Here is a 24,936-nt window from a genome sequence, read left to right on the forward strand (position 1 = left end):
TTTTTGTGGTCAGCACTATAAGAACTGGTATAAAGACGTTCGAGCGGGCGCAAGCTAATGGGCTTTTTGGAAAAGGCGAAAAACGATGGACAGACTCTGGGCGATGCAGATATTTGTGCGGGTAGTGGAATGCGCCAGTTTCAGTCGCGCCGCCGAATCCCTGAATATCGCCAATGCCACCGCAACATCCAGCGTGCGCAACCTGGAGAGCTACCTGGGGGTCACACTGCTCTCCAGAAATACCCGCTCATTGCGCATAACCGATGATGGCGAGGCCTATTTCGAACAGTGCAAAAAGGTGCTGCAGCAAATTGACGAAATGGAAGCCCAGGTGCGCCAGAAGAAAGGCCAGGTCGGCGGCCGGTTATGCATCGAATCACCTGCAGCCTTTGCCCGAGCATTGATCTTCCCCGCGCTGCCCGCCTTCACTGCGCAACATCCGGGCTTGTCGGTGGCCCTGCGCCAGACCGACCATGCCCAGGACCTGATTGCAACTGGCACGGACGTCGCCATTCGCATTGACTTGGTCAACGACTCCGACCTGGTGGCCCGCCCCTTGTATCAGGCGCACTATGTGGCGTGCGCGGCGCCAAGCCTGCTGGACCGGATCGGCACCCCGCAACACCCCGGCGAGCTGCAGCCGCAACACTGCCTGGGTATTTTCGGCGCTTGCCGCTACTCGGCTTCGGACTGGACTTTTGACAACGGTGCCGAGCAATACCGCCTGACCCCCGACGGCGAAATGCACTTCAACAGTTCGGATACGCTGATCCAGTCGGCACTGGCCGGGCGCGGGATCATTTATGTGCTGGACGTCTTCGTCAACGGACTGCTCGCCAGCGGAGCTCTGGTTGAGTTGTTCCCCCGGTGGACGACCGGCAACCGCAACTTCTACGCTGTCACCCCCAAGGCGCGTTTTGTCGCCCCCCGCACCCGCGCCTTCATTGATTTCATGCTGGGAACCCTTGACGCGCAGCGCCGCCCGGCCCACAACGCCCACGTCACGGTGCGCCAGGGCCGCCGTGGCAATGCCTAGGGCTGCGGACCCAAGGCATCGAGCAAGGCGGGAAGCAGGCTTTCCCAGGGAGCCGCGATGCCCAGGGTGGCAACCTTGAATATGTCCGCCTCCGGGTCCGGGTTAATCGCCACGATCCGGCTATCAAGGCTGACACCGGCAAGGTGCTGCAAAGTGCCAGAAATCCCGACGGCTAGGTACACCTGCGGGCTGACGAACTTGCCCGAAACCCCGACCTGACGCAGCACCGGAACCAGGCCGGCATCGACTGCCGGAAGGCTGCCACCTAGGCTTGCGCCAAGTCTCAGCGCCAGCGCTTCAAGCAATCCGAAACCCTGCTCGTTGACCCCGCGCCCACCGGACACCACAAGGTTCGCCCCCTCCAGCGGGGGCAGGCGCTCAACACTCTCGCGCTTGTCCAGCGCAAGTTCGCACGGCAACGGATCGTCCAAGTCGATCGTGCAGACAGGCACGGTTGCAGGCGCGCCGGACTCTCCACGAGCCGCCCGCAGGCACGCAAAAGCAAGCCCTGACTCAACCTGCAAGGTGATCCGTAGACGTCCGCCCCAGGCGGCGCGCTCGGCAAAAATCGCTTCGCCCTCAACCCGCAGACTCAAACAACGGCCAAGATGCTGCCCATCAAGCAGATCCGCCAACAAGGCTGCCAACTCCTCGCCCGCGGGGCCCGGCGGGAGCAGAACCAGTTGCGTTTCACTTACGCCGGACAGGATGCCCGCTAGCGCTTGGGCGACGGCACAGGCCAGCACGTACGGGTCTTCAACCGCCAGCAAATCGGGGTGCAGCACCTGACACACCGTTTTGGCCCCCGCGCTGGCAGCCACCTCGATTGGCCTTGAGCACGCCTGCGGGCCGATCAGCATCACCGCAAATCCGTCCGCACCGGCCAACTGCTGACCTGCCGCAAGGGCCGTATCCAGTGCCTGCTCGCCCCACGCCTGAGGAATAACCAGCAGCAGTTTCATCGGTATACCCCCTGTTCCTTGAGCCAGCCGATCAGTGACCGGGCCTGGTGCGTATGATCTCCACTGATCCACTGACAGTCCCCTGCGCGTGTCACCACAGGGGCCGTCTCTAGGGCCAGCAACCTTGGCCCGGGCATGATCGCGACGGGCGCCGGTATGCGGGTAAATGTCATGCGCTTGGCCGCCATCACGTTTTTCATCAAAGGGTGGCGCAGCTTGTTACGCTTTCCATTGGTGACGCTCGCCAGCAATGGCTGATCCACCGTTAACCACTCTTCGCGCGTGCCCTGCTCGCGCATCAGCAGCAGGCGTTCGCCTTCCCATTGGCCGATCTGGGTCATCGCCAACTGCCGGCGCCGCAAGCAGTGCGCCAACAAGGTCGGAATGCTGCCCTCGTCCAGGTCACCCAGCTCGCGCCCCACCAACACCAGTTCATGCCGGGCAAAATATTGATCAATGACCGTCGCGATCTGCCTAGCGCTCTGACGGCTATTCCACAGCTGGGCCGGCTGTAAATCCAAGGCATGCAGCGTGTCCGGGAGAAATGCCGCGACGCTGCGCAGCAGGTTTTCCGTGTTGGGACCTTCCAGTAGCAAGACATCGATGCCTGTTTCGGGGTTGGCATCACGCAGCTTAAGCGCAACCTCCAGTGCAGCTTCGTCAAAGGGGCTGAGCAGGCGCCTGGCGCTGCTGCCTTCTTCGCGAATTTGCGCGTGACTGTCGAGGCTGATGGGGTGCAAGGTGAAGCGCATATCGGCGACGCCCGCCAGCAGGACCAGGATCTTCATGAGAGCTCCCCGCCCGGCGTACGCGCATTGGCCCCGGCCAGCCGCCCGAACACGGCAGCTTTACCCAATGCCGAGCCGGTCATATAGGCCGCGCCATGGAAGCCACCGATCATTTCACCTGCTGCAAGCAACCCCTCGACAGGCTCGCCGAATACGTCGATGACGCGCAAATGGGCATCGACCACCACACCACAATAGGTGCCAAATACTGCTGCTGTGGACGGGTAGGCATAGAACGGGCCGTGTTCGATGGTGCGCAGTTCGCCATGTTGATGCACAAGGTGCTGGCGTCCGAACCAGGGGGTACGCCCATTGCGTACAGCATCGTTATAGGCGCTGACTTCAGCCAGAAAAATATCTTGCGGGACATCTATTAAGCGTGCGAGATGTTCCAGGCTTTGTGCTTCGACAAACAACCCCTCTTCAAGCCGGCGCGTGAAGTCCAAGATGCGGATCTGATTGTCGCCACTGTGCATGATGGCGTGGTCGAGGATCTGATAACCAACACCGAAACTCTGCTGCATCACGGCATCGCCCAGCAGTTTGTATGACTGGGATTCATCGACAAAGCGCTTGCCCTCCTGGTTCACCGCGATTGCGCCCTTATAAACCGCCAGGCAAGCATGGTGGTTGTGCTCATCTATCGGGTGTTTGCCGAACGTGCCTTTGATATAGGACATATCACGTACATCGGCGCCCAAAGCCCAGGCCATGCGCAATCCGTCGCCCTCATTGCCCTCGCCACCGATGAACACCGCATTATCGTACTGCGGGGCGAAGCGGTGGATAAGCTCACGATCCTGGACAAACCCGCCACTGGCCAGCAACACGGCGTGGCGAGCACTGACCTCCAGGGTTTGCCCCTCGAGCTCAACGCTGGCACCGCTTACACGGCCGTTATCTGCGCGCAATAAACGCCGGGCACGGCTGTGCAGCCAGACCTGCACGTTGCCCGTAGCCAGGGCCGCGCGCTGTAACTGGCGCACCATGTCTGCCGGGTCGACGTTATGCACCCGAGGTACCGATTGCCCGGACGCGGCCTCGATCACATCGTAAAACGCGACCCCGTGACTCTTGAGCCACTCAAAGGTTTGCAGTTGATTGTCAGTGTACAACCTGACCAGTGATTCATCGCATTCGCCCTTGCCGACATCGACCATGTCGCTAAACAACAATTGCGCCGAATCCTCAATCCCGTGACGGAGCTGCAGATCCGTACCGGCGAACGCCAGGCAGCCCCCGCTCATGGCCGACGAGCCACCGGTTTGCGCGGTTTTTTCCAGCACCACAACCTGCAGGCCCGCCTGCGCTGCACTAAGTGCCGCGCAAAAACCCGCCAGGCCACCGCCAATCACCAAAAAGTCACATGTCGTGTGTTTCATGCCCAATCACCCGATTCAATAAACGAGCTCAAGCCATAAAACTCGAACACTTCTCGAACACGCGCCGTCGCCGGGCGAGCGGAAAAATAGCCATGGTTGCACGGCCGGGTTCCCAGCGCGCGACGCAAGTCCACCATGGCTTCGGCCTGTTTGATCCAGGCACCCAGCGAGTCGAGCACGGGCACGCCATCCACTTCGTTGATACCGTGCCTCGCCAGCAGCACGTTCAGCGGTGCCTCGCCGGGGATGATGACCTCGGCCCCCGTGGCGATAAGCCCACGGGCTGCGGTGCGGAAACGTTCAATCAGCTCACTCGGATCATCGAACGCAGCCAGCACATCGGCGAAGTGAAAGCCCACGTGCCGGATCCCCGCCAGCCGCTCGCCCAGGCCGTGGCGCTTGGCGTTTTCTGTAACCAAGTCAGCCAGCTCGTCGATAAACACCAGCACCCCGAACTTACGCCCGAGCATGCACGCGGTTAACATCGCGGATTCGCCATACCCCACTACCGGGATGTTCAACAGGCTGCGGGTTTCCTTGAGTGCAGGCTCCGGCAAAGTGCTGATGGCGTAAGCATCGAACCCCTGATACTGCGCATTAAGTCCGGCGGCCATGAACTGCAGGCCATGCAGGTATTGCAACGAAGAATACTTGATGTCATCGCCCGGATAATTACTGCGGTAGGTCCCGGGGCGCATGCCATGCAGATAGATCTCAGTGTCAGGCCGCGCAACCTTGCGAAAGTGTTCACGCAAGGCCTCGTCATAGGCACCAAGATCGCTTAGAACGGTGAAGCTCTGATGCCAGATACGGATGCTCATAGATGCCCTCAATCAATAGCCGGACGTTTGCAAGCCGATACGGCCTGGACGTGAACGCCGGGAGAAATGTGCTGGGGGATTATCAGCACGCGGCCGGAGACTGTGTAGTTGCCTGCAGCGAAGGGGCTATTCAGCAAAAGCGCAAAATGCGCCCACACTCACCCTGGCAATCGCGCCACTGGCGGTCGTCAGGGTGATCCCCCCAGCGCACATCAAAAGACGTCCGCGGACGTTTTTTGATGTGCCTGAAACCCAATAAAATCGTGGAGCTCAGGGCTATTGAGGGCTGCCGAGGTAGTTTTGAGTGCCAGGCGTTTGGGGATCCCGTGCCTACCGATGCTACTTCTTGGATACCCAAACGGTGCCAGTGAAAGTGCTCATGACAACTCATGCTAGCCGCCTCTACGACCGCCAACTCAAGGCAGTCAAGGCAATAGGAACAAACACCGTGCGCACCCTATCCCGCTGAGTGCGCAGACGCTTGCATTGCTGAAGACACTCAAATCCTACAGCGGCCACCGGGAATAGGTGTTTCCGGCAGACCGAATTAACGCATCCACGCCAACAGCCGAGCAGACGACATCGAACGCCGGCGTCCGCTGATGGTTTGGTGAAGTGAGTACATTCAAAAGACCGCCACCAGTAATTGGTCGGTGACGGCGCTCCATGGCGAGGGCAGCGAGAAAATCGCTCCGATACGTTGCTCGGTACGGTCGCTATAGACGACGCATACAGCGTCAGATTGCCATAAGGTCTCGCTGTACTTCTTGCCAAGCGTTCTCAGTAGCACTATTCATAGCTATGGAAAAGCGCGGGCTGCTGGATGAAGCTACTAGCTCAAAGCGTCTTTCTTAAAGATCATCGAAGATACGAAGGTAAGCTACCGAGACGATAACATCCAAGGCGACCTTTTGAGCTAACCCGTCACCAAGCTGTCAGATCAGTACAAACACGGTACAGTACTCAGCTAAAGCAACCTTCTCAAAACTACGCTCAACACCAGTAACTACAGGCCTCCAGCTATGCCAACCTACGTTCACCTACGAACAACTTCTCTAGGCATACTCGTTCGCCCAACAACTCATAATCCCTTGGTCGTAGGTTCGAGTCCTACTGGGCCCACCATACTCAAAGCCGCGCACTGCGCGGCTTTCGTGTTTCTGGCGTTTGAGATGCACGCAGCCCCGTGCCTGGCCGATCACCGCGGATTGTAAAAAGTAACGCCTGACGCGATGTCTTTGTTAACGAACGACATGGCGCCGATCGTGACGTTGTCTCCGATCACCAAGGTGTCTGCAATGATGCAGCTGTGTGCGCCTATGCTGACGTTGTCGCCTATAACCAGGTCGTAGCCGTCCAGCCCCAGGGTCTTGATACCTATCGTGGTGTTTTGCCGAATGAAGAAGTTACAGCCGATTTTGACGTTGCCTGTGATCACTACACCCGGCAGGTGGGCGATGCGAAAGCCTGGGCCGATTTGGGCATGAATGCTGATGTCCACGCCGTACTTGAGGTTGAGCTTTCTTTCCATGCGCTTGGCGTAAAAACGCGCAAAGCGATTTCCAGAATAAAAATACTGGGCCAACCGAAACATGAATAAGTAGCGCAGCGTGTTGTGTTTGCGCGCCCGCTTGAGGATGTTGCTGATAAGCCCTATGCGGCTTGCGCGTTTTTTCTTGTTTGATACTTCAGACTGCCAATACGCCATCAAGGTGTCGAAATTCAAAGTGCGGCCCTGCCATTCGTGCGGGTTGGCGAATGCGCCGATAGTAGCTGCTCGCTATTGAATTTCCCACGCTCGCTCAGCCCTGTACGATAACCGCCCGTCACGCTCACACTTGGGGAGTCTCTCTTGCCCGATACACGCCCGCCTGCACTGGATGAAATCGACCGTCAACTGATCGCGGCCTTGCAGCTTAATGCGCGCGAGAGTGTGGCCATGCTGGCACGTCAATTGGGGATTGCCCGTACCACGGTGACGTCTCGTCTGGCGCGGCTGGAAAAGACCCAAGTCATCACCGGTTATGGCGTGCGCCTGAGTCAGCGGCTGATGGATGGGGGCTTGCAGGCCTATGTGGGGATTACCGTACAACCACGCTCCGGCAAGGAGGTGGTCCGACGCTTGAGTCATATGGCGCAGGTGCAGCAGTTGTGTGCGGTCAGCGGTGAGTTCGATTACGTGGCTTGGCTACGCAGTGAGTCGCCTGAGCAGTTGGATCAATTACTCGATCAGATAGGTAATGTCGAAGGCGTTGAAAAGACCACCACGTCGATCATCCTGAGCAGCAAAGTTGATCGCGGCTAAGCCATAACGCCGCAATGACACTGCAAACTGACGATAAACTTCGTCATATAGACTAAAAAAAGCGCATAACGACGATACTTTGCGTCTTAATTACGTGTTCAACGCTCTCTAAACTGGCGGCTGTCTTTTCCTATACTCACGTGTAACGCGAGTCGCCCAGTAAGGTCAGCCATGAACAAGAATAATCGCCACCCTGTCGACGGCAAAAAACCGGTCACTATTTTCGGCCCGGACTTCCCCTTTGCATTTGATGACTGGATCGAACACCCCGCAGGCCTGGGCAGTATCCCGGAACACAAGCTGGGTTCGGAAGTGGCGATTGTTGGCGCCGGGATGGCGGGCATGGTGGCCGCCTACGAGTTGATGAAGCTGGGCCTCAAGCCCGTGGTGTATGAAGCGTCGAAGATGGGCGGACGTCTGCGCTCGCAAGCGTTTGAAGGCAGCGAAGGGGTGATTGCCGAGTTGGGCGGCATGCGTTTCCCGGTGTCTTCAACGGCGTTTTACCATTACGTCGACAAGCTGGGCCTTGAAACCAAACCGTTTCCCAACCCGCTGACGCCCGCTTCGGGCAGCACGGTGATCGACCTTGAAGGCCAGACCTTCTACGCACAAAAACTGGCAGATTTGCCTGCACTGTTCCAGGAAGTTGCCGATGCTTGGGCCGACGCACTGGAGGAAGGCTCGCGCTTTGGCGATATTCAGCAAGCCATTCGAGACCGTGACGTCCCGCGCCTGAAAGAGCTATGGAACACGCTGGTTCCGCTGTGGGACGACCGCACCTTCTACGACTTTGTCGCCACATCCAAAGCCTTTGCCAAACTGTCTTTCCAGCACCGCGAAGTGTTTGGGCAGGTCGGGTTTGGCACGGGCGGCTGGGACTCGGACTTCCCGAACTCCATGCTCGAAATTTTCCGCGTGGTGATGACCAACTGCGACGACCACCAGCACTTGGTCGTCGGCGGCGTTGAGCAAGTGCCGCTGGGCATCTGGCGCCATGTGCCTGAGCGCTGCGCACATTGGCCCGAGGGCACCAGCCTGCGCTCGCTGCACCGTGGCGCGCCACGCACCGGGGTCAAAGCCATCTCGCGCTCGGCTGACGGGCACTTTTCGGTCACCGACAACCTCGGCGTTACCCGCACTCACGAGGCCGTTTTGGTCACCTGCCAGAGCTGGCTGCTGACAACGCAAATCGAATGCGAAGAGTCGCTGTTCTCACAAAAATTGTGGATGGCGCTGGACCGCACGCGCTACATGCAATCCTCTAAAACCTTCGTCATGGTCGATCGCCCGTTCTGGAAAGACAAAGATCCAGAAACCGGCCGCGACCTGATGAGCATGACCCTCACCGACCGCCTGACCCGTGGCACGTATCTGTTCGATAACGGCGACGAAAAACCGGGGGTCATTTGCCTGTCGTACTCGTGGATGAGCGATGCGCTGAAAATGCTCCCGCACCCGGTGGAAAAGCGCGTGAAACTGGCGCTCGACTCGCTGAAAAAAATCTACCCCAAGGTCGATATTGCCAGCCGCATCATCGGCGATCCGATCACCGTGTCATGGGAAGCCGACCCACACTTCCTGGGCGCCTTCAAAGGCGCATTGCCGGGTCACTATCGCTATAACCAACGCATGTATGCGCACTTCATGCAGCAAGACATGCCCAGCGAACAACGCGGCATTTTCATTGCTGGCGATGATGTATCGTGGACCCCAGCCTGGGTTGAAGGCGCGGTGCAAACGTCATTGAATGCGGTGTGGGGCATCATGACCCACTTCGGCGGCCGCACCCACGCGCAAAACCCTGGCCCAGGCGATGTGTTCAACGACATCGGGCCGATTGCCCTGCCGGATTGAAACAAGCCACCGCTAGCCGCTGGCGCAGGCTGCGATAAGGGCCGAAGAACCTTCACCCCATCGCAGCCTGACAGCGTTATGAATCAGGAGAGCCTCCCATGCGCGTCGCCCTATACCAATGCCACCCATTGCCGCTGGATGTCGCTGGCAATCTGCAACGCTTGAAAACCATCGCCTCACAGACCCAAAACGTTGATTTACTGGTGCTGCCCGAGATGTTTCTCAGCGGCTACAACATTGGTGCTCAGGCCGCGGCCGATCTGGCCCAGGCCCACGATGGCGATGCCGCACAACAGATCGCAGACCTGGCAAAAACCAGCGGTATGGCGATTGTCTACGGTTACCCCGAACGCGATGCAAACGGGCACATTTACAACAGCGTGCAGGTCATCGACCGCCACGGCAAAAGCCTGTGCAACTACCGCAAAACCCACCTGTTTGGTGATCTGGATCGCGACATGTTCAGCGCCGGGCCTGATGCGTTCCCGGTGTTCGAACTCAATGGCTGGAAACTCGGGGTATTGATCTGCTACGACCTCGAGTTCCCGGAAAACACGCGCCGCCTGGCCTTGGCCGGGGCTGAGTTGATCGTTGTACCAACCGCCAATATGACGCCCTACGACTTTATTGCCGATGTCACCGTGCGTTGTCGGGCTTTCGAAAACCAGTGCTATGTGGCCTACGCCAACTATTGCGGGCATGAAGGCAGCATCCAGTACTGTGGCCAAAGCAGCATCGCCGCGCCCAATGGCCTGCAAGTCGCATTGGCCAAACAGAACGAAACGCTGATCGCCGCCACCCTCGACCGCCAACAGCTGCTGGATGCCAAAACCGGAAACTTCTACCTCGCGGACCGCCGTCCCCAGCTTTACAGCGCACTGAGCAAGCGCTGATTACCCGTAATCCGCTAGCATGGTAGGCATCTCTGTTCCGGAAATGCCCATGCCTGCGCTGAACCACCCTCATGCCCAACGTTTGACCCTCGATAGCGGTCTTACCCTTTCACTGCGCCATGAACCGCGCCTTAAACGCTGTGCGGCTTTTTTACGGGTTCACGCAGGCAGCCACGACGTACCAGCTGCCTGGCCCGGCCTGGCACATTTTCTGGAACACCTGCTGTTTCTGGGCACTGAACGCTTTGCAGCTGACGACAACGTGATGGCTTACGTGCAACGTCACGGTGGTCAGATAAACGCCCGCACCAGCGAACGCCACACCGATTTCTTTTTTGAACTGCCGCCCGCCGCTTTTGAAGGCGGCCTAGAGCGGCTGTGCGACATGCTCGCCCACCCGCGCATGAATCTGGACGACCAACTGCGCGAGCGCGAAGTGCTGCACGCAGAGTTCATTGCCTGGGCCCGCGAGCCTTCGGCGCAGCGTCAACTGAGCCTGCTCCAGCCGCTGAACCCTGCGCACCCGCTCAGGGCTTTCCATGCGGGTAATCGCTACAGTTTGCCGATCCCGCGTCCAGCCTTTCAGCAGGCGCTGCGGGGCTTTTACCAGCAGTTCTATCAAGCGTCGAACATCAGCCTCAGCCTCGTAGGGCCCATGCCGCCAGACACACTTCGCGCCCTCGCCGAGCGTTACACCGATCAATGGACGACAGGCCCGACGCATGTCCCAGCCCGCCCACCCGCGCTGATGCCAAACCATGAAACGGCGTACCAACAGCTTGCCGGGCAGCGCCTGAACCTGATGTTCCCCTTCGAGCAATTGCCAGAGGCGTCAGACGCGGCCCTGGACTTCCTGTGTCATTGGATCAATGCCGACAAGCCCGGGGGACTCATCGCACACCTGCGTGATCAGCAACTGTGCAACAGCCTTAAGGCTGACGTGCTGTATCAGTTCAACGGCCAGGCCCTGCTCCACCTCGAATTCAGCGCACCGAATGACATCGCACACCACACTGCGCAGATCTGCGACACGTTTTACGACTGGCTGGCGTTCTTCAGCGCTCAACACGACTGGCCTGCCCTGCGCAGTGAATTCCAGCGGCTGCAACAGCGTCAGCAAGACGTCAGCGGCGCACTGCAACTTGCCCGTCGTGACGCTGAGCAACGTGCAGCCGAGCTGTCAGATCAAGCCGTGGCTGCGCTCAAGGCCCTCTTGCAACACATGCTGCCCGCCACGCAGCCTGCCGTCCGTCACGCTTGGCAACTGCCTGCGCCCAACCCGTTTCTGGCTGCGCCAAAAGAGCCGGCCAATGCCGGTCTGATTCGAGGCCAGACCAGCGCTCACCGAGGCCTGCGAACCTTTGCTCAGGATCGCCTGCGCAGCCGTCGCGACGGATCGTCGGCCATGAGCTTCAGCGCGGAACTGCCTACGCTCGACGGCGAGGCGGCGATTTACCTGCGCTGGCGTTTAGCGGCCACCCCGCAGAGCACCCTGCTGCCGGGGTTGGAAGAGCGTTTGCGCCCGCTGCAGCACGATGCCCGCCAAGCCGGGGTTGAACTGTCATTGAGTGCAGCCGGCAAAGACTGGGTGCTGAAAATCCATGGCTTTCATACGCCGCTTCCCGCCATCCTGGAGCACGCACTGCGAGCGCTGAGTGCGCCCATGGCTGACATGTTCACCCCGCCGCCTGCAGCGCCGTTAATGCCCATCCGCCAATTGCTTAAACGCCTGCCCGATGCCAGCCAGCCGCCTACCGAATCGATGATCAGCGACGTGGCGCAATGCTGGGCCTCAGCGCGCTGGGACGGCCTGGCCGTTGGTCTGCCCAGCGCTACGCAGCCTTTGATCAGTGCCGCATTGAGCAAAGCCCCCGGCACCCCGGATGCGAGCTTGCCGACACTCGAACATCCCGCCCAACGGCGCTGGATCACCGAAACGTGCGACTCCAGCGAACAGGCCTTGCTGTTGTTTTGCCCGGCCCCCACAGGTGATCTGGAGGCCGAAGCGGCCTGGCGCCTGCTCGCTCACCTCACACACACGCCCTTCTACCAGCAACTGCGTGTTGAGCAGCAACTGGGTTACGCGGTGTTCAGTGGCCTGCGCCAGCTCAACGGGCAAACCGGCCTGCTGTTCGGCGTGCAATCGCCTCACGCCTCATGCGCCGAAATCTTTGAGCACATCCGAACCTTCCTCGCTGATTTGCCTGCGCTGATTACCGCGCTGGATGAAACATCTTTCATCCAGGCACGTGCCACCTTGGCACAACAATTCTCACCCGAGTCCCTGAGCGGGTTTCCTGCCTGCGAACTGTTGTGGCAAGCCAAATTGGGCGGCCACCCGTCGGACTACTTGAAAGCCCTCTACGCCGCGCTTATAAGGCTGGATCTACGGGCTACACTGAAAGCAGCCCAGCACATTGCTGACCCTGACTGCGCGTGGTTATGTGTCGCCACTCAGTCAGCAACTGAAACGTTTTTTCTCGGGAAAAGCTGATTTTTACCAGCGCCGTAAAGAGCTTTCTCCTACATTGAGCGTTCAGCAGCAGACAATTTTAGTAACATAGCCACCTAAGCATCGGAACAACTCCTTCGGGAGCTGGACTGACCAAGAGAAACCCCACCCACCCGCTGAAGGAGACACCCTATGTCGTGGACTAAACCTGCTTACACCGACCTGCGTATTGGCTTTGAAGTGACCATGTACTTCGCAAGCCGTTGATCTGCCCTGGCTCTTGGTTAACAAGAGTTGAGCAGCGCAACCCAACGCCTCGGCTCGCCGGGGCGTTTTTATTTGAAGATTGACAAGAGAACACGCCATGTTTGTCCAGATTTTAGGTTCCGCCGCTGGCGGTGGTTTCCCACAGTGGAACTGTAACTGCGTCAACTGCGCGGGTTTTCGTGATGGCAGCCTGAACGCCAAGGCACGTACCCAATCCTCGATTGCGATCTCTGACGATGGCGTGAACTGGGTGCTGTGCAACACCTCACCGGACATTCGTGCGCAACTCCAAAGCTTTGCCCCGATGCAGCCAGGCCGCGCCCTGCGTGACACGGGGATCAGCGCAATTATCTTGATGGACAGCCAGATCGACCACACCACCGGCCTGCTGAGTCTGCGCGAAGGCTGCCCGCACGATGTGTGGTGCACCGACATGGTCCACGAAGACCTGAGTACCGGTTTCCCGCTGTTCAACATGCTCAAGCACTGGAACGGCGGGCTGAACTGGCATCGCATTGAGCTTGAAGGCTCGTTCACCATCGCTGCCTGCCCGAACCTGCGCTTCAGCCCTCTGCCCTTGCGCAGTGCTGCCCCGCCCTACTCGCCGCATCGCTTCGACCCGCACCCGGGCGACAACATCGGCCTGATCGTCGAAGACCTGCGCACCGGCGGCAAACTGTTCTACGCCCCCGGTTTGGGCAAGGTTGACGCGCCTTTACTGGACATCATGGCGGGCAGCGATTGCCTGCTGGTGGACGGCACGATGTGGGACGACGACGAAATGCAGCGCCGTGGCGTTGGCACGCGCACAGGGCGTGAAATGGGCCATCTGGCGCAAAACGGCCCCGGCGGCATGCTCGAAGTGCTGGAACAATTGCCCGAACAGCGCAAAGTGCTGATCCATATAAACAACACCAACCCGATTCTCGACGAAGACTCGGCCGAACGCGCCGAACTGGCCCGTCGGGGCGTTGAAGTGGCTTTTGATGGCATGAGCATCGAGCTGTAACAGCCAGCGGCGACACAATCAATTAATTTGGAGACACCATGACCCAAGCCCCTCTCTCCACCGCCGAGTTCGAAGCCGCACTGCGGGCCAAAGGCGCGTATTACCACATCTATCACCCGTATCAGGTGGCGATGTATGAAGGCCGCGCGACCCGCGAGCAGATTCAGGGCTGGGTCGCCAACCGCTTCTATTACCAAGTGAACATCCCGCTCAAAGACGCCGCCATTCTGGCCAATTGCCCAGACCGCGAAGTGCGGCGCGAGTGGATCCAGCGCTTGCTCGACCACGACGGCGCCCCCGGTGAAGACGGCGGTATCGAAGCCTGGCTGCGTCTGGGCCAGGCAGTCGGCCTGGACCCGGACCAACTGCGCTCACAGGAACTGGTCCTGCCCGGCGTACGCTTTGCGGTCGACGCCTACGTTAACTTCGCCCGTCGCGCCAGCTGGGAAGAAGCCGCCAGCAGCTCATTGACCGAAATGTTCGCGCCGCAAATCCACCAGTCGCGCCTCGACAGCTGGCCTCAGCATTACCCGTGGATCGACCCGGCCGGTTATGAGTACTTCCGCACCCGTCTGGGTCAGGCCCGCCGCGATGTGGAGCACGGGCTGGCGATCACCCTGCAGCACTACACCACCTACGAAGGCCAGCAGCGCATGCTCGAAATTCTCCAGTTCAAACTGGACATTCTGTGGAGCATGCTCGATGCCATGACCATGGCTTACGAACTGGACCGCCCGCCTTATCACAGCGTGACCGACCAACGCGTCTGGCACAAAGGAATCACCCTATGAGCTTTGATCGCAGCAAAATCCCGACCTGGCGCCCGGGCTATCGTTTCCAGTACGAACCCGCGCAAAAAGGCCATGTGCTGCTATACCCCGAAGGCATGATCAAACTTAACGACAGCGCGGCCTTGATCGGCGGGCTGATCGACGGCCAGCGAAACGTCGCGGCCATCATTGTCGAACTGGATAAACAGTTCCCCGGCGTACCCGAGCTCGGTGAAGACATCGAGCAATTTATGGAGGTCGCGCGTGCACAGCACTGGATCGAACTTGCCTGAACGCCCACTGGCGCTGCCGCCAAAACCCGAAATCGGCTTGCCGCTGTGGCTGCTGGCCGAGCTGACCTATCGCTGCCCGCTGCAATGCCCGTACTGCTCCAACCCGCTGGACTTTGCCCAGCAAGGTAAAGAGCTAAGCACCGAGCAATGGATCAAGGTGTTTCGCGAAGCGCGGGAAATGGGCGCGGCGCAACTGGGCTTTTCAGGCGGTGAACCGCTGGTGCGCCAGGACTTGGCCGAGCTGATTGGCGAGGCGCGCAAACTGGGGTTCTACACCAACCTGATTACCTCGGGCATCGGTCTCACCGAGCAAAAAATCAGCGACTTCAAACAGGCCGGACTGGACCATATCCAGATCAGCTTTCAGGCCAGCGACGAACAAGTGAACAACCTGCTGGCGGGCTCAAAGAAGGCTTTCGCGCAAAAGCTCGAAATGGCTCGCGCCGTCAAAGCCCACGGCTATCCGATGGTGCTGAACTTCGTCACGCATCGGCACAACATCGACAAGATCGACCGCATCATCGAGCTGTGCATCGCCCTTGAAGCCGACTTCGTCGAGCTTGCCACCTGCCAGTTCTACGGCTGGGCGCAGCTCAACCGGGTGGGCTTACTACCGACTAAAGAACAGTTGGTGCGCGCCGAACGCATCACCAATGAATACCGGGCCAAACTTGAAGCCGAAGGTCACCCCTGCAAGCTGATTTTCGTGACCCCAGACTACTACGAAGAACGTCCAAAAGCCTGCATGAACGGCTGGGGCAGCATCTTCCTGACAGTGACCCCGGACGGCACCGCCCTGCCGTGCCACGGTGCTAGACAAATGCCGGTCGAGTTCCCTAACGTACGTGACCACAGCATGCAGCACATCTGGTACGAATCGTTCGGCTTCAATCGATTTCGAGGCTATGACTGGATGCCCGAGCCTTGCCGCTCGTGCGACGAGAAAGAAAAGGACTTCGGCGGCTGTCGATGCCAGGCCTTTATGCTCACCGGGGACGCCAGCAATGCGGACCCGGTGTGCAGCAAATCGCCGCAACACGACCTGATTCTCAAGGCGCGCGAAGAAGCTGAGCACGCTACCCAGACCATCGAACAATTGGCCTTCCGAAATGAACGAAACTCTCGCCTCATCGCCAAAGGCTGAACCTTTCAGCGCCGCCCTCGCCGTAGCCGCGGGTATCGATTTCGCAGAATTGCGAGTCGGCCCACGGGGCCTGTTCTGGAACGAATACCGCCCGCAAGACGGGGCCAGCCGCATCTGGCACTGGCGTGATGGCCAGGCACATTGCCTGACACCCGCCGAATTCAGCGTGAGCAGTCGGGTGTACGAGTATGGCGGCGGTTCGTTCTGCCTGAGCGATGACGGCGTCGTGTTCGTCAACGAAAAAGATCAACAGCTGTATCGACACGCCTTGGATGGCAGCGCCCCGCAAGCGCTGACCCAAGGCAACTGCCGTTACGGCGATGTGCAGTGTGCTGACGGCCAGATAATGGCCGTCGAACAAGACGCCGATCAACATCGACTGGTCAGCATTGACGTGGCCACGCAACAGCGTCAGGTATTGGCTGAAGGCGCCGACTTCTATGCCGCCCCGACCCTCAGCCCAAATGGCCAGCGTCTGGCCTGGATCGAGTGGAGCAAGCCGCATCAACCGTGGACCTCAACCCGCCTGATGCTTGCCGAAGGGCAAACAGATGGTCATTGGAACCCCGCGCATTGCATTGCCGGAGACCTCAGTGAAGAGTCGCTGCAACAACCGCGCTTTGACGAGCACAACCGCCTGTATTGCCTCACCGACCGTGCAGGCTTCTGGCAGCCGTGGGCCGAGTCGGGCGAAGGTCTGGTAGCGGCGCAAAGCGCTGCTGCCGATCATGCCGCAGCCCCTTGGCAACTGGGCGCCAGGACGTGGCAGCCACTGGGCGAGCAGGCCTATCTGGCCACCTGGACTGAAGCCGGCTTCGGCCGTTTGGGCATTCACGCAGCCGATGGCTCAATTGAGGAGTTCACCGGCCAATACAGCCGTTTCCGCTGCCTGGCGCTGGATGATGGGTTTATCTATTGCATCGCCGCGTCGCCGGTCAGCCCGTCGGCGATTATCAGCATCCGTCGCCGCGACAAGCAGATCAGCGTGCTGGCCGGTGGTGTTGCGCCGTTGCCGCCCGAGCACATCAGCCGTCCACAGACCTTGCGTTACCCATCGGGTAACGGCGAGGCGCATGGCTTTTTCTACCCCGCCATGAACGGCAAAAGCAAACCGCCCCTGGTGGTGTTTGTACACGGCGGCCCCACGTCGGCCTGCTACCCGATGCTCGACCCGCGCATCCAGTACTGGACGCAGCGCGGCTTTGCCGTGGCCGACCTCAACTACCGTGGCAGCACCGGCTATGGCCGCGAATACCGTCAGGCCTTGCACCTGAACTGGGGCAAAGTCGACGTCGAAGATGCCTGCGCGGTCGTCAGCTACCTCACGGCACAGGGTGTGATTGATGGTGACAACGCCTTCATTCGCGGCGGCAGTGCGGGCGGATACACCACCTTGTGCGCGCTGGCCTTCCACGATGTATTCCGCGCGGGCGCCAGTCTGTATGGCGTGAGCGACCCAATAGCTTTGGCGCGCACGACGCACAAGTTCGAAGGCGACTACCTCGACTGGCTGATTGGTGACCCCGTGCGCGATGCCGAACGTTATGCAGCGCGCACGCCATTGCTGCACGCGAACCAGATCCGCGTGCCGGTGATTTTCTTTCAAGGTGAACTGGATGCAGTGGTGGTGCCCCAGCAAACCCGCGACATGCTCAAGGCCCTTGAAGACAATGGCATCCCGGCCAAGGCCTACTACTACCCTGAAGAACGCCACGGCTTTCGCAAAGCCAGCAACCAGGCCCATGCGCTGGAGCAGGAATGGTTGTTCTACAGCGAGTTGCTGACCCAATAACGACATGGGAGCTGCCGCAGGCTGCGATCTTTTGATGGTGAAGATCATAGAATCGCAGCCTACGACAGCGCCCACGCAGGTTAGGCGTCAGTATCAGTCTGAACGCTTGGCAATGATGTACACCGCGTGCACGATGCCCGGAATGTAGCCGCACAGGGTCAGCAAAATATTCAGCCAGAACGCGCCGCCTAAACCCACTTGCATAAACACACCCAGTGGAGGAAGCAGAATGGCGAAGATGATTTTAATAAGTTCCACAGGCTCAGCTCCCAATTGATAACGGGCTCCAATGAGCCCCACAGTCAATCGACTCCGGGCGCCGACAAAAGGTTCATCTGGCCTTTTATCCACAGACAAAAAAAACGCCCTGTGCCGAACTAAAAGGCACAGGGCGATGCGTTATACCGCGAGACGGTTCTTTAAATGCGGTGTGGCGTTTTAGACGCCAATCCCGCGACGACAATGCAGTCGTGCTGTGCGAACGCGGGCGAAGGCCCGGGCCAGGCGCAGCAACATCTCATCAATGTTGCCTTTGCTCACGCACAGCGCCGGGGTAAACCGCAGGCAGTCGGGTTGCGGGGCACTGATCAGCAACCCTTCGTACAACGCGGCTTTAACCACCTCAGCGGCCGAGTCATCCGATAACTTCAGGCCCCAAAACAAGCCCTGCCCGCGCAATTCACCCTGTGCATAACTATTGGCCAGTCGCCCAAGGCCTTCGCGCAGGTATTGACCCGCGTCGCGCACGTGCGGCAAAAAATCTTTTTCCAATAGCGTATCCAGCACTGCAACACCGGCCGCTGTCATCAGCGCATTACCGTGATGGGTGCCGCCCAACTCACCCGGCGCCAGGCAACACGCCTTGCCCCGCGCCAGCACCGCCGCCAGTGGCACACCACCGCCCAGGCCTTTGCCCAAGGTGATGATGTCGGCACGCACGCCGTAATTCTGTTCAGCGAGCAAGGTGCCGCAACGGCCCATGCCGGTCTGGACTTCATCCAGAATCAGCAAAATGCCCAGTTCACGGCACAGACGCTCCACGCCCTTGAGGTAATGCTCGGTGGCAGGAATCACCCCGGCATCGCTTTGAACCGGCTCCAGCATGATGGCAACGGTCTGCGCATCCACCGCTGCGTGCAACGCGGGCAGGTCGTTGAACGGCACATGGATAAAGCCCGGCAGTTGCGGCTCGAAGCGATTATCAAAGGTGGTACTGCCTGAGGCTGACATAGCACCAAAGCTGCGGCCATGACAGCTGCGGCTCGCGGTAATAATGCGATGAGCGCCGCCACGGTGCAGTTGCCCCCACTTGCGCGCGAGCTTGATCGCGCCTTCGTTGGCCTCAGCCCCGGTGTTTAAAAAATACACCTGATCGCTGCCGGTGCTGTGGCACAGGCGCTCCGCCAGGTTCAGCATGGGCCGATTGAAAAAGCCTGCGCCGGGGTTCATCAACGACTGAGCTTGATCAGCCATCGCCTTGATCAGCACCGCCGGGCTATGACCCAGGCTGTTAACTGCGCCACCTTGGATGAAATCGAGGTAAGCGCGGCTGTCGCTGTCCCACATCCACGAACCCTGGCCACGCACAAACTCCTGCGCCGGGCGCTCAACGCTGGGCATCAGGCAATGACGAGCCGAGGGGTTGCTGGTGTGCGACGGCACCGATTCAGCCGTCAGTTGATCAAGACTTGAGTGTGAGCGACGCAGGTTAAACAGGTTCATGCACGCAGACCTTGTAATCATAAGCAGATTCGATTTGCAACTACCCCACTGTTACCGGGGCGCTAAAACCTCTATCGGGTTTTTAGCCTTACCTATGCAAATTAGTGCTCCAATCGGGCGCTTTAGCTCGCGCTATCACTCGATGCACCCAGTAGAACGGGCGTAGACTAGGCGGCCACGGCGCGTTGAGCCATTTCGTTTTTTAAGCATTTTCGATAAGTAATACTTATGGATTTCAAACAACTGCGTTATTTCGTCGCGGTGTACGAAGAGGGCCATGTCGGGCGTGCTGCCGAGCGTCTGTCGATCTCACAACCTGCGCTGTCACAACAGATCCGCCAACTGGAACACAACCTTGATGTGACCCTGTTTGAACGCAGCAGCAAACGCTTGCTGCCGACCCTGGCCGCACACACCTTGCACAACCATGCATTGCCGCTGCTCGAAGGGTTGCATCGCGCCAAAGAGGCATTACGCAACTTCCAGGGCCATGCGCTGCGCACCATTGCCATTGGCGTGCTGCAAACCGTGCACACCAGCCTGGTACCGCAAATGCTTGAGCGCGTGCGCCAGGCGCAACCGCACCTCGTGGTACAGATTTACGAACTCACGGGGCTGGAGATAGAGCGTCGCTTGCTCAATGGATCGCTCGACATCGGCATCAGCTACCTGCCTGCGCGCCAACCGGGGCTGCACGGCACGTTGCTGTACGAAGATGAATTGCAATTGGTGATCCCGACGGATCACCATTTGCGCGAATTCAAGAAAGTCTCGCTGACCCAGGCAGCCGAATTGCCAATGTTGCTGTTGGGAGAAGAGTTTCAGGTGCGCCAGATCTGGCAAGCGCAACTGGCCAGCTTAGGCCGCCGTCCACAGGTACAGGCCGAGTTGAACACCATGGCCGCGATACTCGACAGCCTGCTACATACCCGGCTGGCGACGGTGCTGCCGGGGCGCTCCCGTCACGAACATGACCATCAGGCATTGCTATGGAAACCGCTGACTGAGCCTCGGGTGCCGCTGAAGGTAGGTTTGGTGTGCCGCGACGTGCAACGCCAGCAAGCCACAATGGGGCTATTGCGCACCTTGCTGGAGGACGTGATGAATTCGTAGGCGCTGCCTAAGGCAGAGATTGCCGCAACGCCCATCGCAGCCTCGCGCCTCGACAGCGACTGCAAGGAATAGATTTTTCAGACACGGAAAAAAGAAAACCCCGCCTAAGCGGGGTTTTGCAGACTGTTTCCCTGACATCCTTTTCACTCCGCCATCCTGGCAGAATCCTACGTGTCCGTGTTGTTGCTTTGAGCTTCCTGCTCAACGTCCATTGAAAGTAGATTACCCCTGGATCCAATCTGGCGATATGGGCGATTGCCAGCACGCAATGTAAGCAAATGCTTACATCACACTAAACACCTTAAAAGTGTGCTTCATCCAGCAAATACAACGACTCACTGCCCGCCTTCACCGATGCACTCAACGAATGGATACGCGGCAGTAAACGCGCGAAGTAGAAGCGTGCAGTGCCCACTTTGCTGACATAGAACGCATCCTCAGACACTTTGCCCAGCGCCGTGCGGGCCATCAGTGCCCACATGTAGGCATACGCCGTGTAACCAAAAACTTGCAGGTACTCGACCGACGCCGCGCCGATTTCGTTCGGGTTTTGTTGCGAGCGCTCCAAGACCCAAGCTGTCAACTGGTCAAGGTTTTCCAGCGCCGCCGCCAGCGGTTGAGTGAACTCATTCAGTTCGTCAGAGGCAGAGGCGATGAACTGACGAATTTCGTCCGCGAACACCCGGTAATCCGCCCCGCGGTTGCCGACGATCTTGCGCCCCATCAGGTCCAAGGCTTGGATGCCGTTGGTGCCTTCGTAGATCTGAGTGATGCGCACATCACGCACTAATTGCTCCTGGCCCCACTCGCGAATGTAGCCATGGCCGCCAAACACTTGTTGGCCATGAACGGTGGTTTCCAGTCCCAGGTCGGTCAAAAAGGCCTTGGCCACCGGCGTCAGCAATGCCACCAGGCCATCGGCCCGCGCACGTGCGGTCGGGTCTTCGCTGAATTTGGCGATGTCCAGTTGATTGGCCACGTAAGTCGAAAAGGCCCGGCCACCTTCGTTGGAAGCTTTCATGGTGAGCAGCATGCGGCGCACATCCGCGTGCACGATGATCGGATCAGCGATTTTGTCTTTGGCCTGTGCACCCGTTGCAGAACGCCCCTGCAGACGGTCACGAGCGTATTCCACTGCGTTCTGATACGAACGCTCGCCCGACGCCAGGCCCTGAATACCGACCCCAAGACGCTCGTAATTCATCATGGTGAACATGGCCGCCAGGCCACGATTAGGCTCGCCCACCAGATAACCGACGGCCTCGTCGAAGTTCATCACACAGGTGGCCGAGGCCTGAATACCCATTTTGTGTTCGATAGAGCCGCAGGTCACCGAGTTGCGGTCGCCCAGGCTGCCATCGGTATTAACCATGAACTTGGGCACCAGAAACAGCGAAATGCCTTTGGGTCCGGCGGGGGCATCCGGCAGCTTGGCCAGCACCAGATGAATGATGTTTTCGGTCAGGTCGTGCTCACCGCCGGTGATAAAAATCTTGGTCCCGCTGACTTTATAAGAGCCGTCTGCCTGAGGCTCAGCCTTGGTGCGGATAATCCCCAGATCAGTACCGGCATGTGGCTCGGTCAAGCACATGGAACCGGCCCACTCGCCCGAGTACATGTTCGGCAAGTAAGTCGCTTTCAGTTCCTCGCTGGCATGGGCATTGATCGACACGCACGCGCCGGAAGTCAGCATCGGATACAGGCCGAATGCCAGGCTTGAGGAGTTGATCATTTCTTCGACTTGCGCCGACACCGACTTGGGCATGCCCATGCCGCCGAACTCAGGGTTGCCGCCCACGCCGACCCAACCGCCTTCGGCGTAGGTTCTGTAGGCGTCGACAAAACCGGCTGGCGTCGTGACCACGGTGTCATGCCAATGGCAGCCTTCTTCATCAGCGCTGCGGCTCAATGGCGCGATGCTTTTGGCGGTCACTTTGCCTGCTTCTTCGAGAATGGCTTCAACCGTTTCAGCATCAACAGACTCTGCCAATGCAGGCAGTTGCGCCCAAAGAGAAGCAACGTCGAACACTTCATTGAGGACGAAGCGCATATCACGCAGGGGCGCTTTGTAATCAGCCATGGCAAACCTCGTAATCGGTAAACGGTGAAGCCCTGAACGGGCCATTGAACGAAGGATTCAGTCTAGCTTAACGACGATAGTGATACATAGGGTCATGCTGTGACTAAAACAATAAACCAAGTCACGCCAATTCCTGCGGCAGCTCCCACGTGATTGAATCGAGCCACATAAACCAAAAAAGCCGCTCCTCCAAAGGAGAAGCGGCTTTTTAAAGGTGACTCACCAAGACTTAGTAGCCCAGGTCGAAGTCTTCTTCTTTCATGTCCATCAGGTTAGCAGCACCCGACAGCATAGCTGCAACGTGCGTGCGAGTACGCGGCAAGATGCGCTGGAAGTAGAAACGCGCCGTTTGCAGCTTGGCTTTATAGAAGGCTTCTTCGGACGTGCCCTGTGCCAGCTTTTCAGCCGCCAGACGCGCCATGTCAGCCCAGAAGTACGCCAGGCACGCATAACCGCAGTACATCAGGTAGTCGACCGAAGCCGCCCCCACTTCTTCGCGGTCTTTCATGGCGGCCATACCGACCTTCATGGTCAGCTCGCCCCATTCCTTGTTCAGTGCAGCCAACGGCGCGACGAACTCTTGAACCGCTTCGTTGCCTTCGTTGTTCTGGCAGAACTTGTGGACGATTTTGGTGAAGCCTTTAAGGGCCTCGCCTTGGGTCATCAAGACTTTACGGCCCAGCAGGTCGAGAGCCTGAATGCCGGTGGTGCCTTCGTACAGCATCGAAATGCGGCTGTCGCGAACATTCTGCTCCATGCCCCACTCAGCGATAAAGCCGTGGCCGCCGTAGATTTGAACGCCGTGGTTAGCAGCCTCAAAGCCAACTTCGGTCATGAAGGCCTTGGCAATCGGCGTCATGAACGCCAGCAGTGCGTCAGCTTTCTTTTTCTCTTCTTCGTCAACGCCGTATTTCACGATGTCGACTTGCTTGGCAGTGAAATAAACCATGGCGCGGTTGCCTTCAGCGAACGCCTTGGTGGTCAACAGCATGCGACGTACATCCGGGTGGACGATGATCGGGTCAGCCGCCTTTTCAGGGGCTTTAGGGCCGGTCAACGAACGCATTTGCAAACGGTCACGCGCATATTTCAAGCCGCCCTGGAAGGCGATTTCAGCGTGCGACAGCCCCTGCAGTGCAGTCCCCAGACGCGCAGTGTTCATAAAGGTGAACATGCAGTTCAGGCCTTTGTTCGGCGGGCCGATCAAGTAACCCGTGGCGCCGTCGAAGTTCATCACGCAGGTGGCGTTACCGTGGATACCCATTTTGTGCTCAAGGGAACCACACGACACCGCGTTGCGCTCACCGGGAGTGCCATCGGCATTCACCTTGAACTTAGGCACGATGAACAGCGAAATGCCTTTGGTGCCAGCCGGTGCATCCGGCAGGCGGGCCAGAACGATGTGGACGATGTTGTCGGCCATGTCGTGCTCACCGGCCGAGATGAAGATCTTGGTGCCGGAGATTTTGTACGAACCATCAGCCTGGGGTTCAGCCTTGGTTCGCAGCATGCCCAAGTCAGTACCGCAGTGCGATTCGGTCAGGCACATGGTGCCCGTCCATTCGCCGCTCACCAGCTTGGTCAGGTAAGTGGTTTGCTGTTCTGGGGTGCCGTGCTCGGAAATGGTGTTCATCGCGCCGTGCGACAGGCCAGGGTACATGCCCCACGACCAGTTGGCCGCGCCAACCATTTCACTCACTGCCAGACCCAGCGACTCGGGCAGGCCTTGGCCGCCATGGGCTACGTCATGGGCCAGGCTTGGCCAGCCGCCTTCAACGAATTGTTTGTAGGCTTCTTTAAAACCGGTAGGAGTTTTAACCCCGGACTCGCTCCATGTGCAGCCTTCGATGTCACCCACACGGTTCAGCGGTGCCAGCACTTGCTCACAAAACTTGGCGCCCTCTTCGAGAATGGCGTCAACCATATCTGGAGTAGCGTCCTGGCAAGCGGGCAGGCTCTGATAGTGAGCTTCGTAACCGAGCAGTTCGTCACGAACGAAGCGAATATCACGCAAGGGGGCCTTGTAGTCAGGCATAGCGATAAACCTCTGCTGATGAATCCGGGGATGAACAACCGCATGAATTTTTATAGGCGGTCAAACAGTTGTTTGAAACATACGTTTACGCCCATTTATTGTCAAGCAGCACGAAGCCTCCGTTCGTCTAGGTACGGGGCGATCAGATGAGGGAGATTTGGAAATAATCGTGCAGGAGCGAGCTGGCTCGCGAGCTTTTATACGTTCAAAAGATCGCG

The 24,936-nt window shown here is 58.8% G+C and carries 21 protein-coding genes; 12 read left to right on the plus strand and 9 right to left on the minus strand.

Annotated elements, in window-relative coordinates; all coding sequences use genetic code 11:
- Positions 1–85 precede the first annotated feature (85 nt).
- Complete coding sequence (locus tag ACIQYF_RS02670) at positions 86–1,036, plus strand: LysR substrate-binding domain-containing protein (protein ID WP_402856491.1); 951 nt, start codon at positions 86–88, stop codon at positions 1,034–1,036.
- On the opposite strand, the gene ACIQYF_RS02675 is transcribed toward ACIQYF_RS02670, so the two are convergent.
- From ACIQYF_RS02675 to ACIQYF_RS02695, 5 genes are all read right to left on the minus strand, one after another.
- Positions 1,033–1,998: an electron transfer flavoprotein subunit alpha/FixB family protein gene (locus ACIQYF_RS02675; RefSeq protein ID WP_402856494.1), complete on the minus strand. Its 966-nt coding sequence runs from the start codon at positions 1,996–1,998 to the stop codon at positions 1,033–1,035. The two genes, ACIQYF_RS02670 and ACIQYF_RS02675, sit on opposite strands and share 4 nt — an antisense overlap.
- Positions 1,995–2,786, minus strand: coding sequence for an electron transfer flavoprotein subunit beta (locus ACIQYF_RS02680; protein WP_402856497.1), 792 nt, complete (start codon positions 2,784–2,786; stop codon positions 1,995–1,997). Before ACIQYF_RS02680 ends, ACIQYF_RS02675 begins: the two co-directional genes overlap by 4 nt.
- Positions 2,783–4,168 (minus strand): FAD-dependent oxidoreductase, encoded by a 1,386-nt coding sequence (locus tag ACIQYF_RS02685; RefSeq protein ID WP_402856500.1) that lies wholly within the window; start codon positions 4,166–4,168, stop codon positions 2,783–2,785. The genes ACIQYF_RS02680 and ACIQYF_RS02685 overlap by 4 nt, the downstream gene beginning before the upstream one ends.
- Positions 4,165–4,989 (minus strand): aspartate/glutamate racemase family protein, encoded by an 825-nt coding sequence (locus tag ACIQYF_RS02690; protein ID WP_402856503.1) that lies wholly within the window; start codon positions 4,987–4,989, stop codon positions 4,165–4,167. Before ACIQYF_RS02690 ends, ACIQYF_RS02685 begins: the two co-directional genes overlap by 4 nt.
- 1,198 nt (positions 4,990–6,187) lie before the next feature.
- Positions 6,188–6,715 carry a serine acetyltransferase gene (locus ACIQYF_RS02695; RefSeq protein ID WP_402856506.1) on the minus strand — a complete coding sequence of 176 codons (528 nt, stop codon included), beginning with the start codon at positions 6,713–6,715 and terminating at the stop codon, positions 6,188–6,190.
- A 126-nt stretch (positions 6,716–6,841) separates the two neighbouring features.
- On the opposite strand from ACIQYF_RS02695, the gene ACIQYF_RS02700 reads away from it, so the two are divergent.
- From ACIQYF_RS02700 to ACIQYF_RS02745, 10 genes are all read left to right on the plus strand, one after another.
- Positions 6,842–7,294: an Lrp/AsnC family transcriptional regulator gene (locus ACIQYF_RS02700; RefSeq protein ID WP_402856509.1), complete on the plus strand. Its 453-nt coding sequence runs from the start codon at positions 6,842–6,844 to the stop codon at positions 7,292–7,294.
- A 171-nt stretch (positions 7,295–7,465) separates the two neighbouring features.
- Positions 7,466–9,148 (plus strand): flavin monoamine oxidase family protein, encoded by a 1,683-nt coding sequence (locus tag ACIQYF_RS02705; RefSeq protein ID WP_402856511.1) that lies wholly within the window; start codon positions 7,466–7,468, stop codon positions 9,146–9,148.
- 98 nt (positions 9,149–9,246) lie between these two features.
- The gene (locus ACIQYF_RS02710) at positions 9,247–10,041 is read left to right on the plus strand and encodes a carbon-nitrogen hydrolase family protein (protein ID WP_402856514.1); all 795 of its coding nucleotides are present in this window, start codon (positions 9,247–9,249) and stop codon (positions 10,039–10,041) included.
- Between the two features lie 49 nt (positions 10,042–10,090).
- A complete protein-coding gene (gene pqqF, locus ACIQYF_RS02715; protein WP_402856517.1) occupies positions 10,091–12,535 on the plus strand; it encodes a pyrroloquinoline quinone biosynthesis protein PqqF in 2,445 nt (814 codons plus the stop codon).
- A gap of 150 nt (positions 12,536–12,685) precedes the next feature.
- Complete coding sequence (gene pqqA, locus ACIQYF_RS02720) at positions 12,686–12,760, plus strand: pyrroloquinoline quinone precursor peptide PqqA (protein WP_003422658.1); 75 nt, start codon at positions 12,686–12,688, stop codon at positions 12,758–12,760.
- 97 nt (positions 12,761–12,857) lie between these two features.
- Positions 12,858–13,769 carry a pyrroloquinoline quinone biosynthesis protein PqqB gene (gene pqqB, locus ACIQYF_RS02725; RefSeq protein WP_402856520.1) on the plus strand — a complete coding sequence of 304 codons (912 nt, stop codon included), beginning with the start codon at positions 12,858–12,860 and terminating at the stop codon, positions 13,767–13,769.
- A 38-nt stretch (positions 13,770–13,807) separates the two neighbouring features.
- Positions 13,808–14,560 (plus strand): pyrroloquinoline-quinone synthase PqqC, encoded by a 753-nt coding sequence (pqqC, locus tag ACIQYF_RS02730; protein WP_131653336.1) that lies wholly within the window; start codon positions 13,808–13,810, stop codon positions 14,558–14,560.
- Positions 14,557–14,832, plus strand: a complete 276-nt coding sequence (gene pqqD, locus ACIQYF_RS02735) for a pyrroloquinoline quinone biosynthesis peptide chaperone PqqD (RefSeq protein WP_402856524.1) — start codon at positions 14,557–14,559, stop codon at positions 14,830–14,832. The genes pqqC and pqqD overlap by 4 nt, the downstream gene beginning before the upstream one ends.
- Positions 14,804–15,976 carry a pyrroloquinoline quinone biosynthesis protein PqqE gene (gene pqqE / locus ACIQYF_RS02740; protein ID WP_402856527.1) on the plus strand — a complete coding sequence of 391 codons (1,173 nt, stop codon included), beginning with the start codon at positions 14,804–14,806 and terminating at the stop codon, positions 15,974–15,976. Before pqqD ends, pqqE begins: the two co-directional genes overlap by 29 nt.
- On the plus strand, positions 15,942–17,768 hold the full coding sequence (locus ACIQYF_RS02745) for a S9 family peptidase (RefSeq protein WP_402856530.1): 1,827 nt from the start codon (positions 15,942–15,944) through the stop codon (positions 17,766–17,768). The genes pqqE and ACIQYF_RS02745 overlap by 35 nt, the downstream gene beginning before the upstream one ends.
- A 93-nt stretch (positions 17,769–17,861) precedes the next feature.
- Here ACIQYF_RS02745 and ACIQYF_RS02750 read toward each other — a convergent pair whose 3' ends face one another.
- Positions 17,862–18,026: a YqaE/Pmp3 family membrane protein gene (locus tag ACIQYF_RS02750; RefSeq protein WP_402856533.1), complete on the minus strand. Its 165-nt coding sequence runs from the start codon at positions 18,024–18,026 to the stop codon at positions 17,862–17,864.
- A gap of 180 nt (positions 18,027–18,206) precedes the next feature.
- The gene (locus ACIQYF_RS02755) at positions 18,207–19,490 is read right to left on the minus strand and encodes an aspartate aminotransferase family protein (RefSeq protein ID WP_402856536.1); all 1,284 of its coding nucleotides are present in this window, start codon (positions 19,488–19,490) and stop codon (positions 18,207–18,209) included.
- 228 nt (positions 19,491–19,718) lie between these two features.
- On the opposite strand from ACIQYF_RS02755, the gene ACIQYF_RS02760 reads away from it, so the two are divergent.
- Positions 19,719–20,603: a LysR family transcriptional regulator gene (locus tag ACIQYF_RS02760; RefSeq protein ID WP_402856539.1), complete on the plus strand. Its 885-nt coding sequence runs from the start codon at positions 19,719–19,721 to the stop codon at positions 20,601–20,603.
- Positions 20,604–20,904: 301 nt separating this feature from the next.
- Here ACIQYF_RS02760 and ACIQYF_RS02765 read toward each other — a convergent pair whose 3' ends face one another.
- Positions 20,905–22,683 (minus strand): acyl-CoA dehydrogenase C-terminal domain-containing protein, encoded by a 1,779-nt coding sequence (locus ACIQYF_RS02765; protein ID WP_402856542.1) that lies wholly within the window; start codon positions 22,681–22,683, stop codon positions 20,905–20,907.
- A gap of 229 nt (positions 22,684–22,912) precedes the next feature.
- Positions 22,913–24,718 carry a phenylacyl-CoA dehydrogenase gene (locus tag ACIQYF_RS02770; protein WP_402856544.1) on the minus strand — a complete coding sequence of 602 codons (1,806 nt, stop codon included), beginning with the start codon at positions 24,716–24,718 and terminating at the stop codon, positions 22,913–22,915.
- Positions 24,719–24,936 lie beyond the last annotated feature (218 nt).

This window comes from Pseudomonas sp. NPDC096917, from assembly GCF_044762555.1.
Taxonomy (GTDB): Bacteria; Pseudomonadota; Gammaproteobacteria; order Pseudomonadales; family Pseudomonadaceae; genus Aquipseudomonas.